Raw genomic sequence first — 13,288 nt, 5'->3', positions numbered from 1 at the left:
TAGATAGCTCATTTATAGATACGTAAAACGAGATCACGATAGGAGGCTACACCATGTTATTACGGCGATTTTTTTCATATTATAAGCCCTATAAAGGCTTATTTATTTTAGATTTTAGCTGTGCCATATTAGTGGCACTAATAGAGCTTGCGTTTCCGATTGTTTTAAATAAAGTAATTGATGATATTCTACCAGATGGGGAATTGAAATGGATTATTATGGCGAGTTTATTGCTGTTTGGATTATATATTTTTAACTCCATTCTTCATTTTATCGTTTCATATTGGGGACATATGCTGGGCATTAATATTGAGACGGATATGAGAAAAGAATCCTTCAGCCATGTACAAAAGCTATCCTTTAGATATTTTGATAACAACAAAACAGGGCATCTTGTTTCTCGTTTAACAAATGATTTGATGGATATTGGTGAACTTGCTCACCATGGTCCAGAGGATATCTTTATTGCAGCGATGACGATTATTGGAACATTTGGTGTCATGTACTATATTGATCCAACCTTTACGATTCTTATTTTCTTACTTGTTCCGATTATCTTAATCTTAACCATTATTTTCGGGAAATTAATGTCCAAGGCATTCCGTCAAATGTTTGGAGATATTGCAGATTTTAATGCACGTGTTGAAAACAATGTAAGTGGTATTCGTGTTGTACAAGCTTTTACAAATGAAGATCATGAGATTAAACGCTTTAAAGTAAATAATGAAAGATTCCGTATGACAAAGCTGTTTTCCTATAAAGTAATGGCTTGGAATGAAGCTATTTCAGGCATACTCACGAAGGTATTATCACTCTTTACTTTATTTGTTGGGGCTTATTTTGTATTAAATGGGCATTTAACAAATGGCGATTTTATCGCATTTATTTTACTTTCAGGTATTCTCTTAGGCCCAATTAACAAAATCAATATGTTTATAGAAAGCTATCCGAAGGGCATGGCAGGATTTAGGCGCTATATTGAATTCCTCGAAACGGAGCCCGAAATTGCGGACCGTCCAGAAGCGAAAACAATCGATGAAATTGATGGTGAAATTACTTTTTCTAATGTATCGTTTGGCTACGCTGCCAATAATCATGCCTTACATCAAATTAATTTAAAGGTACGTCCTGGTGAAACGGTTGCCTTAGTAGGCCCTTCAGGTGCAGGGAAATCTACCATCTGTAGCCTATTGCCACGTTTTTATGAGGTGAATGAGGGTTCCATTAAGATTGATGGTGTTGATATACGAGATTTTAAACTACAATCTTTACGTTCGCATATCGGGATTGTCCAGCAAGATGTCTTTTTATTCGATGGTACCATTCGTGAAAACATAGCCTATGGTGATTTAAATGCCAGTGAAGAAGATATTTGGTATGCCGCACAACGAGCACAACTGACAGATGTAATTAATGCTTTACCAGAAGGCATGGATACTCTCATAGGTGAACGGGGTGTCAAATTATCAGGTGGACAAAAACAAAGATTATCAATTGCGCGTATTTTCTTGAAAAATCCAAAAATCTTAATACTAGATGAAGCAACATCTGCATTGGATACAGAAACAGAACAAGCTATCCAGCAAGCCTTAAACGAGCTTTCTATCGGTCGTACTACATTAGTGATTGCCCACCGTTTAGCAACGATTAAGGATGCAGACAGAATTGTTGTGGTATCGAAAAAGGGCATTATTGAAGAAGGCACACATGAGCAATTAATGGAACGCCAAAATGCTTACTATGGCTTGTATACAGCCCAATTTGGTTTACAAATTTAAAAGTAATAGCATTCTCAAAAGTGAAAGGAAGTTAAAGATGTCAGTACTTGAAATAGATCATGTTGCGATTGGTTACTCTTCAGCGCTCATCGTCAATGATTTAAGTGTGGAGATTCCGAAAGGGGAGATCTCCACGATTATTGGTCCAAATGGTTGTGGCAAGTCTACTTTATTAAAGGCTGTAGCACGTGTATTACGCACACAAAATGGAGCTGTCTATTTAGATGGCAAAGCTATACATCAATTAAAAACAAAGGAAGTGGCCAAAAGAATGGCTATTTTACCTCAAACAGCAACAGCACCAGGAGGATTAACGGTTTTTGAACTGGTATCCTATGGTCGTTTTCCTCATCAAGTAGGGTTTGGTACATTGCAAAAGGAAGACTATGAATATATCCATTGGGCTATTGATGTTACGGGGCTAAGAGAATTTAGTGATCGACCAATCGAAGCATTATCAGGTGGTCAGCGTCAGAGAGTATGGATTGCTATGGCATTGGCGCAAGGCACGGATATTTTAGTACTGGATGAACCAACAACTTATTTAGATTTAGCACATCAGCTCGATATTTTATTGTTGCTACAAAAATTAAATAAGGAAGAAGGACGAACAATTATCATGGTTTTACATGATTTAAACCATGCATCACGGTTCTCTCATTTTATGATGGCCATGAGAGACGGCAATTTAATGGTGAATGGCAGTCCAAAAGAAGTGATGACAAAAGAAAATTTACAAAGGGTATTTAATATCGATGCAGAAATGGCTGTATGTCCCTATAGTGAAAATCCAATCTGCCTATCTTATCAGTTGTACGATATGAAAAAATAAAAGCTAGTTGGAAGTTATGAGGAGGAAATAAAATGACTACGTCGACAGGAGTAGGAGAGCTCCACGATTTAGAAGATCTACAGAAGCGATCTCATCCGATCCGTGGAGTAGTGGCTTTAATCGTAGGAGTAATTGGATTAATAGTTGCCATTGGCTTATCAATTTCTTTTGGTGCAGCAGATATTTCATTGGGTACTGTTTGGACAGCAATTACCCATTTTTCACCAGAATTAACAACACATCAAATTATCCATGATATTCGCTTACCACGGGTACTTGGAGCAGCATTAGTCGGTGCAAGCTTTGCGGTAGCGGGTGCGATTATGCAGGGGATGACACGTAACCCTTTAGCAGACTCAGGGTTATTAGGCTTGAACTCAGGAGCTGCCTTTATGTTAGCCGTATGTTTTGCCTTCTTCCCTGGGTTGCCTTATATGTATTTAATTTTATGGTCCTTTGTAGGTGCAGGTCTTGGTGTGGCCATCGTTTATGGTATTGGCTCGCTTTCTAAAGGTGGCTTAACACCTATGCGACTAGTTTTAGCAGGAGCTGCTGTTAGTGCGTTACTTGGGGCGCTCGGAGAAGGAATTGCTCTTTATTTTCGTATCGGACAAGACCTCGCATTTTGGTATGCGGGTGGGGTTTCAGGCACAAAATGGAGCCATCTACAAATCTTATCTCCATGGATACTTGTTGCGATGATAGGAGCTCTTATCCTATCACGCTCCATCACCGTACTGAGCTTAGGTGAAGAAATTGCAGTCGGGCTAGGGCAACGTACTGCTGTGGTAAAAGTATGGGGAATGATCATTGTTTTAGTTTTAGCGGGTGCAGCAGTTTCTGTTGTCGGTGCAGTTGGTTTTGTAGGGTTAATTATCCCTCATTTAACCAGATACATAGTTGGTCATGATTATCGCTGGATCATCGCTTGTTCCTTGGTATATGGAGCATTGCTTGTTGTGTTAGCTGATTTAGTAGCACGTGTTATTAATCCACCTTATGAAACACCCATTGGTGCGCTCATAGCCTTTATTGGAGTACCATTCTTCCTTTATTTAGCTCGAAAAGGAGGGAAAGAACTATGAGTAACAGCTATTTAACACCAAGTCAGCTAAAGGCGAAAAGGAAACATTTTTCCATCCTTGCTACGCTCATTGTGTTAATCGTTATTACCTTTGTCATAAGTATGAATACAGGTGTCATTAAACTGACACCAATGGAGGTTCTTCGGACTCTTTTTGGTCAAGGTGATGCACAACAGCAGCTTATCTTATATGAATTCAGACTTCCAAGAATTGTGATTGCTGTATTAGTAGGTATGGGGTTAGCTATATCAGGCGCTATTTTACAGGGCATTTCTAAAAATGCCTTAGCAGACCCAGGAATCTTAGGGATTAATGCGGGAGCAGGACTAGCGGTTATGCTCTATGTGTCATTTTTTCCAACTACGAAAGCAGCACCTGTTTATTTACTGCCTATACTGGCTTTTGTAGGAGCAGGTTTGACAGCTGTACTGATTTATTCACTTTCTTATCGACGCCATGAGGGGATTACACCAATGCGTTTAATCTTAACTGGGGTAGCTGTGGCAGCAGGGATTAGCTCGGCTATGATTGTGCTAACACTACGTCTATCGCCAGAGAATTATCAATTTGTAGCAACATGGCTAGCAGGTAGTATTTGGGGCTCAAATTGGAGATTTGTTCTGTCGTTATTACCATGGTTAGTTATCTTATTGCCATTCGTCTATTCAAAATCACGTGTATTAAACATATTGAATTTAGGCGAATTAACAGCAGTAGGACTAGGTGCCTCGATAGAAAAAGAGCGACGCTGGTTGTTGGCTGCTGCTGTTGGTTTGGCTGGAGCTAGTGTTTCAGTAAGTGGTGGAATTGGTTTCGTTGGCCTTGTTGCGCCACACTTAGCTCGACAGCTTGTTGGGGCTAAACACCAGTTTTTATTGCCAACCGCAGCATTATTAGGAGGTTTCTTAGTGTTAATGGCTGATACAATCGGTCGTTCCATTTTAGAACCTTCAGAAATTCCAGCAGGGATTGTGGTAGCAGTTTTAGGAGCACCTTATTTCTTGTATTTACTAGCACGATTAAAAGAGTAAATGGCACTTTTTCCTTTGTGTGTGAATAGTATTACCATGAGGGGAAAGAATAGACGGTTATTAGATTAATTCTTGTCAAATAATTTACGTTTGAATAGATTAGAAGGGGATGGAGAAGAGGAAATGTCAGAGGAACTATATGATGTAACGATTGTTGGCGGTGGTCCAGCAGGGCTTTATACTGCCTTTTATAGTGGAATGCGAGATTTAAAAACGAAAATTATCGAGTATAGCTCACAACTAGGTGGTCGTATGTTAATATATCCTGAAAAAATGATTTGGGATGTAGGTGGAGTAACACCTATTTTAGGTGGTCAGCTTATTAAACAACTTGTGGAGCAAGCTGAAACCTTTGATCCAACGATTGTCTTAAATCAAAAAGTGGAAAAGTTAGATAAGCAACAGGATGGAACATTTATTTTAACATCCTCTACAGGAGAAAAGCATTATTCCAAAACGGTTATTTTAGCAGTAGGCTATGGCGTCCTTTCTATGCAAAAGCTTGAAATTGAAGGAGCGGATCGCTACGAAGTAACGAATTTACATTATACAGTTCAGGAATTAGAAATCTTCCGAGACAAGCATGTGTTAATTTCAGGTGGTGGTAATTCTGCGGTTGATTGGGCTAATGAGCTAGAGTCAATTGCCGCAAGCGTCACGATTGTTCATCGGCGAGATGATTTTGGTGGACATGAAAAAAATGTCTTACGTATGAAAGAATCCTTAGTTCATGTAAAAACGCCCTATGAAGTGGTTCAATTGCATGGGGACGGTGATTTAATTCAATATGTATCTATTGTTAATAAAGATACCGATGAATTGGAACGAGTAAAGGTAGATGCTGTCATTGTAAATCATGGTTTAAAATGCGATTACGGTGCGCTTGAAGAATGGGGATTAAATATTCAGGATGGCGTAGCAATTGTTAATGAGAATCGGGAAACGAACGTAGCGGGTATCTATGGAGCTGGTGATTTTATTGATCATCCTAGTAAAGTTAGATTAATAGCTGGTGCATTTACTGATGGAATACTAGCATTAAATAGTGCAAAACTATACTTGGAGCCAGATGCACCGAAAGTAGCCTATGTATCTTCACATAATATTCGCTTTAAAGAACGAAATGAGAAAATTGGGTTAGTAGACAATGATTATCGTGAAGTTCGCGGTTAGGTATTAGGGATGGTTTGCTTTTAATATTTTTTACTTGAAAATGATAAAATGTCTATGCTATACTTCAAAAGTATGCAACGTGTACATATGTAGCTGACGTTCCACTTCGACACAACTTTTGTAGTCGACATATTCGGGCTATGTAAGGTACAGTTCGATAATACTCTGTTCCAGATGGTTCAGGGCGAGAGGAGAAAACGAATATGAAACAAGGAATTCATCCAGACTACAAAGAAGCAACAGTAACTTGCTCTTGTGGGAACACTTTCAAAACTGGTTCAGTAAAAGAAAACATCGTTGTCGAGTTCTGCAACGAATGTCACCCATTCTACACTGGCCGTCAAAAATTCGCGTCTGCTGATGGTCGCGTGGATCGTTTCAACAAAAAATACGGTCTTAAAAACTAATGTTAGTTTAATACCTGCCAAGCATGCGCTTGGCAGGTATTTTTTTCAGTAAATAATACACGTTGATGCAAGTCTTTTCAAAATCCAGATTGACACAAAGAAAGGGAGAAGACAAAATGGCACAGCTATATTTTAAACATGGTGCAATGAATAGTGGAAAGTCAATAGAAATTCTAAAAGTTGCCCATAATTATGAAGAACAACAAAAACCTGTAATGATGTTTACTTCAGGTCTAGATACGCGTGATGAGGTGGGCTTCGTTTCCAGTCGAGTAGGTTTACGACAACAAGCCATTCCTGTTTATGAAGATACAAATATTTTTGAAATAGTGAAAACTAATGCTGTCAAACCTTATTGTGTGCTTGTGGATGAAGTTCAATTTCTAAAAAAAGCACATGTTTTACAGCTAGCTAACATTGTGGATAAATTGGACATTCCCGTAATGGGCTTTGGTTTAAAAAATGATTTTCAAAATGAGCTATTTGAAGGTAGCCAGTACATGCTTACATATGCAGATAAAATTGAGGAAATGAAAACAATTTGCTGGTTCTGTCATAAAAAAGCAACAATGAATTTGCGAGTAGATGAAAGTGGAAAGCCAGTTTACACAGGAGATCAAATTCAAATCGGTGGCAATGATTCGTATTATCCTGTTTGCCGAAAATGTCATGCAAATCCACCGCTTTAAAGCTAAGTAGCTTGTTAAAGCGCTAAGAAAAAGTAGCATACATGTGAAAATTTCCTTATACTAAGTAGTGGAAATAAGAAATGAAAAAACGATTACGCCTTAGCGTAATTTTGATGAAAGCGGCTTCTCTGTAAAAAAGGAGCAATTTAAAAAACTAAATAGAGGTGAAATCCATGTTTGATCGATTACAAGCAGTGGAAGATCGTTATGAAAGGCTTACTGAGCTTTTGAGCGATCCGGATATTGTTAATGATAGTAAGAAATTACGCGAATATTCTAAGGAACAATCAGATATCCAAGAGACAGTAGATACTTATCGTGAATATAAAAGTGTTAAAGAACAGCTAGTAGATACACGAGAAATGTTAGATAGCGAAAAAGATCCTGATATGCACGAAATGGTAAAGGAAGAATTTAACCTATTAAAAGTACAGCAGGAAGAGCTAGAAGAGCGATTACGTATTTTATTAATTCCAAAAGATCCGAATGATAATAAAAACGTTATTATGGAAATCCGTGGGGCAGCTGGTGGTGACGAGGCTAATATTTTTGCAGGTGACTTGTTCCGTATGTATTCTCGCTATGCAGAAACGCAAGGCTGGAAAATTGATATTATGGAAGCTACACCAAACCCAATGGGCGGCTATAAAGAGGTAATCTTTATGATTAATGGACAAGGAGCCTATTCAAAATTCAAATTTGAAAATGGTGCACACCGTGTACAACGTGTCCCTGCTACAGAATCACAAGGCCGAATTCATACATCAACAGCAACAGTTGCTTGCTTACCTGAGGTTGAGGAAGTAGATGTTGAAATCCATGAAAAAGATATCCGTGTAGATACATTCGCATCTTCTGGTGCGGGTGGTCAATCTGTAAATACAACAATGTCTGCTGTTCGTATGACCCATTTACCGACAGGTGTTGTGGTTTCGATGCAGGATGAACGTTCACAAATTAAAAACCGTGAAAAAGCAATGAAAATTCTTCGTGCTCGTGTTGCAGATATGTATATGCAGGAAGCGCAAAAAGAGATTGATGCTACACGTAAATCAGCTGTTGGATCTGGTGACCGCTCTGAGCGAATTCGCACATACAATTATCCACAAAACCGCGTAACCGACCACCGTATCGGCTTAACGATTCAAAAGCTAGATCAAATCGTTGAAGGCAGACTAGACGAGATTATCGATGCTCTTATTTTAGAAGAACAAGCATCGAAGTTAGAGCGTTTAAATGATGACTTATAAAAATGTGATGGAGGCCCTTGAGTGGGCTTCTTCTTTTTTAGTGGATAATGGTTGTGAACAAACAGCAGCACGGATTGTTATGCAACATGTGCTTGGTACTAGTTATGGAGAAGTTATGTTGCATTTGCAAGATGAATTAACAGCAGCGCAGCAAATGAGATTTAATGAGCTCATAGAAGAACATGTCAATGGACGCCCTGTCCAATACTGTGTTGGGTATGAGGAGTTTTATGGCCGTTTATTCTTAGTCGATGAATCGGTCTTAATACCACGACCTGAAACAGAGGAATTGGTGCTTGGAACAATTAATCGACTACCTAAATTATTTACAAAGCAAACATTGAAGCTGGCTGATATCGGTACAGGTAGTGGAGCCATTGCTATTTCAATGAAGCTGGAATGCCCAGCATTAACGGTCATAGCTACCGATTTATCAGAAGCTGCACTAGCAACTGCTCAAAAAAATGCAAAGCAATTAGAGGCAGATATTGATTTTAGATTGGGAGATTTAGCTGCTCCACTTGCAGGAGAAAAATTTGATATTGTTTTATCGAACCCACCGTATATCGCATTTGATGAGGCACAAGCAATGTCAAGCGTTGTGCTAGAGCATGAGCCGCATAGTGCCCTCTTTGCCGAGGAAGATGGTCTTATTTTATATAGAAAATTAGCCGAACAATTACCAGCTTATATGAATAGGCCAGCGTTGATTGGATTAGAAATCGGTTATACACAGGGGGAGAAAGTAGCCAAATTCTTTCAAGATAGTTTTCCACAGGCGACAGTTTCAGTAGAAAAAGATATTAACGGTAAACCTCGAATGATTTTTTGTGAGCTACATGTATAAAGTTTCTTATTCTTGCCAACAATGTTGAGCAAGGAGGGATTTTTATGTTGAACGAATACAAGATTATTAGATTACCTAAACAAAATATCTTTCTAGCTTTTGCTAGACTAGTATTAATTGCGATTGTTTTACAGTTATGTGTTTTATATATCCCAACATTAGTAGGTTTGGCGAAGGAATCTTCCGGTGATGTGCAAGAAAAAGATTTTCGTATACGTGTTATTGCAAACAGTAATACTGCACAAGATCAGCTAGAGAAACAGCAGCTTGTCCAAGATTTAAAGCCATACTTTCTACAACTGGGTACGGCTGGATTTGCGGGGAATGAGCAAATTCTTTCGTTAAAACAACAAATTGAAGCTGAACTGAGCGAAAATTATCCACAATTGGATGCACAGGTTGTTGTTGGGGATAATTTATTCCCACCAAAAAGACAAGGTGCTGTACTTTATCCACAAAATGTCTATCAATCAATTGTTGTAAAGATTGGTGATGCCCGTGGAGATAACTGGTGGTGCAGTATCTTCCCATCGATATGTGAGCCTGATAAAGAAGAGGTAAAAGAAGAAGTAGAAGTAGAAGAAAAAGAACAAGTTACATTCTTTATATGGGAATGGATTAAAGGACTTTTTGAATGAATTGTGCACAAATTCAGACAACTTATACACATTTTTTATTAAGTTATAAACAATATGTGGATAATTCAGTAAAAACGAATAATTGAAGGTAGGTATTAATCATGAAAACTGTTTGTAAGGTTGTGGACAGTAATGTGAATAGTCAGATTAATTATACACAAGCTGTGGATATCTTAAATGCAGGAGAGGTAGTCGCATTTCCAACAGAGACGGTTTATGGCTTAGGAGCGATTGCCACAAATGATCTGGCAGTTAAAAAGATATTTGAAGCAAAAGGTCGACCTTCAGATAATCCTTTAATTGTCCATGTTGGTACAAAAGAGGAAGTAGCGATCTATATCGAACATATTTCTGACATAGCTAAACAATGCATGGATTTATTTTGGCCAGGACCATTAACACTGGTGATGCCAGCGAAGCCAGATGTATTAGCAAAAAGTGTCACAGCTGGGTTATCAACAGTTGGCATTCGAATGCCTGATCATCCAGTAGCGCTCGCCTTACTACAACAGCTCCAAAAACCGCTTGCTGCACCGAGCGCTAATCGTAGTGGAAAGCCAAGTCCTACAGAAGCCGTTCATGTTTTAGATGATTTAGAAGGGTACATACCTTATATTTTAGATGGAGGTTCTACAGGCATAGGGCTTGAGTCTACTGTACTAGATGTGACACATGAACCTCCAGTAATTTTACGTCCAGGTGGCATTACGAAGGAAATGCTTGAGGCTAAGATTGGTCCAGTGATTCAACCAACTAAAATAGAACAGAAGCTAGACGCAACGCCTAAGGCACCGGGAATGAAATATACGCATTATGCACCAAATGCTCCCGTGTATTTAATAGACTGTGATGTTGAGAAAGTCAACGAAGCTGTTCTGCATTTACAGAGACAAGGACATAGTGTAGCACTACTTGCACCTGAGAACTTTGAAGAAATTAAAGTGGATTTTTACTTCTCTATTGGTGAAGCAGGAAGTAAAGAAGAAATGGGTGCGGCCTTATATAATGCACTTAGAGCATGTGATAAAACTACCGCTACCGTAATATTAGCAACAACTACTTCAATAGAAGGAGTAGGTGCAGCTATTATGAATAGACTTGAAAAAGCCTCTGGAGGTAAATGGTATTCATTGTAAATAATAATAGAACAATTATAGGCAAAAGACATTGAAAAACCACATGTTTTTTGTCTTTTTTTGTCCAATTATTATATGTTAAAAATGAAAAACAATAGTAAACAGTTATGATAATAATGTATTTTCGAGCATAAAATGATAAAATATTAGGGAGCGAAGGAGTGCGTTCTTGCAGGGAATTCTTGCAGGTATATTAACGTCTGTTGATGTGATTGGTCTATATGTTTTGCTGCCAAATGTTAGATATCGATTATTTTTATCATTATGGACGGCTGCATTACATATGCTTTTTCCTTTATTAGGGTTTGAATTAGGAAGCTATTTAGTTCGATTTCTATTAGAATGGGGACAATGGATTTCAAGTATTTTATTATTTTGTATCGGGATGCATTTATTATTATTTTCTCACAGAGATGAAAAAGTAACGATTTCACCTGTACTTTTAGCAGTGACTGCAAGCCTAGACACCTTTTCAGTTAGTGTTTCTTTTGGTATGCTTAACTTAGAAAAAACGATTTTTATTATGAGTGCAGGCTTAAGTGCATTAATTTGTGCTTATGGGTCATTAGTTATAGCACGTAGGAGCCAAGTCTTTTTTGGCAATAAAATTCAAATCATTGCTGGCATTATATTTATAATCATGAGTATTCTAGCTATTCAACAATAGATAAAATTGGAGAGTGATAAGTGTGAAAATATTATTTGTTTGTACAGGCAATACTTGTCGCAGTCCGATGGCAGAAGCTATTTTAAAACATAAACAAATAAACAATGTAGAAGTGCGCTCAGCGGGTATTTATGCGATGCCTAATGCACAAATGTCAGCACATGCACAACAAGTGTTAAATGAAGCCCAAATGTCCCATCAACATTTTGCGACGCAATTATCACAAGCTGAAATGGCATGGGCAGACTTAGTTTTAACGATGACGACTGCTCACAAAGATACCGTCATTTCCAATTATCCAGAAGCTGAGCATAAAGTATTTACATTGAAAGAGTATACAAATGAGGGCAGTTTAGAAAATGTAGTGGATCCTTATGGTGGTAATAGAGCAATTTATGAAGCAACATTTGCAGAATTAAAAGAACTGGTTGATCAATTAATACAAAAACTAGAAAAGAATTGAGGGGTCCTATGAAAAAACAATTTGGTTTACGCCTAAAGTTGGTGTTATTTGTTAGTGTTCTTGCACTAATCACCTACAGTGTCAGTTTTATATTCATTGAGTTTTTACAACCTACCTTCTTCCCTGACACAAATCGAAAAGTTTTTGAAGTGATTACGTATGCGTTAGGCATAACTTGGTCAGGGATATTAGCTGCCTTTTTAAGTGTAATCCTCATCAAGCCGTTACAGCAGCTTGAACACTCAGCAACACTTGTGGCAGAAGGAAAAATAGGACAGGATGTACAAATGCCTAATACAAATGATGAGATTCGATCTGTTGCAGAGGCATTCCAACAAATGGTGTTAAACTTACGTCAAATGGTGGAAAGTATTGATCATAACTTCCAACAAACGAATCAATCGATTATCCAGCTTTCAGATGAAGCAGGAGTGGCAACAAGAAAGGCAGAAGGCATTGCATCTACCGTAAAGCATATTTCTACAGGAGCAGAAGCATCTGCAACTGCTGTACAAGATACTGCTGAAGCGATTGAAGATGTAAGAACGCTTGCAACAGAGGTAAATAGTAGGGCAGAAGCATCAGCATCACAAACTAAAGAGATTCTACATAATTTATCGACAACAACAAAAGCCATTGAAACATTAGTGAATAGTATTCAACAAATTGCGACAGGCAATAATGAGGCATTAAAAAGCATTCATGCGCTAGAAGAGAATGCTGGACAGGTAGAACGAATAATTAGCTTAGTTGGTGACATTGCAGCACAAACCAATCTGTTGGCACTAAACGCCTCTATAGAAGCTGCTCGTGCAGGAGAACATGGAAAAGGCTTTGCAGTAGTAGCTGAAGAAGTCCGTGGTTTGGCTGATGAAAGTGCAAAAGCAGTGCAAGGAATTACAGCTTTAATTCAAACCATGCAGCAAAACGTAGAGGTAGTTGTGAAACAAATGAACGAACAAGTTGCCTTTGCAACAAAGGAAGCTGATCGAGTTTCTGAAACAACGACAGCAGTAGAAAATATGGCTTCGAATGTACATGAAATGGCAACATCAATTGTTGAGATTTCTTCTTTAATTGAACAGCAAATGCATAATATTGAAACGACAGCTCGACAATCACAGGAAGTTGCTGCCATTGCGGAACAAACGTCAGCAGGTGCACAGGAAGTTCGTAGTGCTGCTGAAGAGCAAGCCTATGCAATTGAACAAGTCGAGCATCTGGCTCAAAGTTTGAAAAAGCAATCGGAAGCATTGCATAAAATGATCCAACAATTTGATAGACAAGCATAG

General features: G+C 38.3%; 14 protein-coding genes. All 14 read left to right on the top strand.

Annotation, left to right across the window (positions count from 1 at the left end):
• The first annotated feature begins 53 nt into the window (after nt 1-53).
• The 14 genes from ACMGGO_RS19800 (at nt 54) to ACMGGO_RS19735 (ending at nt 13,288) form a co-directional block, all read left to right on the top strand.
• A complete protein-coding gene (locus ACMGGO_RS19800) occupies nt 54-1,778 on the top strand; it encodes an ABC transporter ATP-binding protein (RefSeq protein WP_103117424.1) in 1,725 nt (574 codons plus the stop codon).
• A gap of 37 nt (nt 1,779-1,815) precedes the next feature.
• On the top strand, nt 1,816-2,610 hold the full coding sequence (locus ACMGGO_RS19795) for an ABC transporter ATP-binding protein (RefSeq protein ID WP_048395606.1): 795 nt from the start codon (nt 1,816-1,818) through the stop codon (nt 2,608-2,610).
• A gap of 32 nt (nt 2,611-2,642) precedes the next feature.
• Entirely contained in the window at nt 2,643-3,695 is a 1,053-nt protein-coding gene (locus ACMGGO_RS19790) for an iron ABC transporter permease (RefSeq protein WP_319839906.1), read from the top strand.
• Nucleotides 3,692-4,726, top strand: coding sequence for a FecCD family ABC transporter permease (locus tag ACMGGO_RS19785; protein ID WP_009371943.1), 1,035 nt, complete (start codon nt 3,692-3,694; stop codon nt 4,724-4,726). The genes ACMGGO_RS19790 and ACMGGO_RS19785 overlap by 4 nt, the downstream gene beginning before the upstream one ends.
• Nucleotides 4,727-4,849: 123 nt before the next feature.
• Complete coding sequence (locus ACMGGO_RS19780) at nt 4,850-5,899, top strand: NAD(P)/FAD-dependent oxidoreductase (RefSeq protein WP_054548733.1); 1,050 nt, start codon at nt 4,850-4,852, stop codon at nt 5,897-5,899.
• A gap of 203 nt (nt 5,900-6,102) precedes the next feature.
• On the top strand, nt 6,103-6,306 hold the full coding sequence (rpmE, locus tag ACMGGO_RS19775) for a 50S ribosomal protein L31 (protein WP_004269457.1): 204 nt from the start codon (nt 6,103-6,105) through the stop codon (nt 6,304-6,306).
• Nucleotides 6,307-6,422: 116 nt separating this feature from the next.
• Nucleotides 6,423-6,995, top strand: a complete 573-nt coding sequence (locus tag ACMGGO_RS19770) for a thymidine kinase (protein ID WP_048395608.1) — start codon at nt 6,423-6,425, stop codon at nt 6,993-6,995.
• Between the two features lie 173 nt (nt 6,996-7,168).
• Complete coding sequence (gene prfA / locus ACMGGO_RS19765; RefSeq protein WP_066036939.1) at nt 7,169-8,245, top strand: peptide chain release factor 1; 1,077 nt, start codon at nt 7,169-7,171, stop codon at nt 8,243-8,245.
• Complete coding sequence (prmC, locus tag ACMGGO_RS19760; RefSeq protein WP_319839907.1) at nt 8,232-9,092, top strand: peptide chain release factor N(5)-glutamine methyltransferase; 861 nt, start codon at nt 8,232-8,234, stop codon at nt 9,090-9,092. Before prfA ends, prmC begins: the two co-directional genes overlap by 14 nt.
• 44 nt (nt 9,093-9,136) lie before the next feature.
• Nucleotides 9,137-9,730, top strand: coding sequence for a stage II sporulation protein R (locus ACMGGO_RS19755; protein WP_066036937.1), 594 nt, complete (start codon nt 9,137-9,139; stop codon nt 9,728-9,730).
• 101 nt (nt 9,731-9,831) lie between these two features.
• Entirely contained in the window at nt 9,832-10,866 is a 1,035-nt protein-coding gene (locus ACMGGO_RS19750) for an L-threonylcarbamoyladenylate synthase (RefSeq protein WP_315062385.1), read from the top strand.
• Between the two features lie 169 nt (nt 10,867-11,035).
• On the top strand, nt 11,036-11,533 hold the full coding sequence (locus ACMGGO_RS19745; protein ID WP_048395616.1) for a manganese efflux pump: 498 nt from the start codon (nt 11,036-11,038) through the stop codon (nt 11,531-11,533).
• 22 nt (nt 11,534-11,555) lie between these two features.
• Entirely contained in the window at nt 11,556-11,996 is a 441-nt protein-coding gene (locus tag ACMGGO_RS19740; protein WP_054548714.1) for a low molecular weight protein arginine phosphatase, read from the top strand.
• Nucleotides 11,997-12,004: 8 nt separating this feature from the next.
• Complete coding sequence (locus ACMGGO_RS19735) at nt 12,005-13,288, top strand: methyl-accepting chemotaxis protein (RefSeq protein ID WP_004269465.1); 1,284 nt, start codon at nt 12,005-12,007, stop codon at nt 13,286-13,288.

It is taken from the genome of Lysinibacillus sp. BNK-21 (assembly GCF_048684915.1).
Lineage (GTDB): Bacteria > Bacillota > Bacilli > Bacillales_A > Planococcaceae > Lysinibacillus > Lysinibacillus capsici.
Note: the sequence above shows the minus strand (reverse complement) of the source record. Positions and strands in the feature narration are given on the sequence as shown.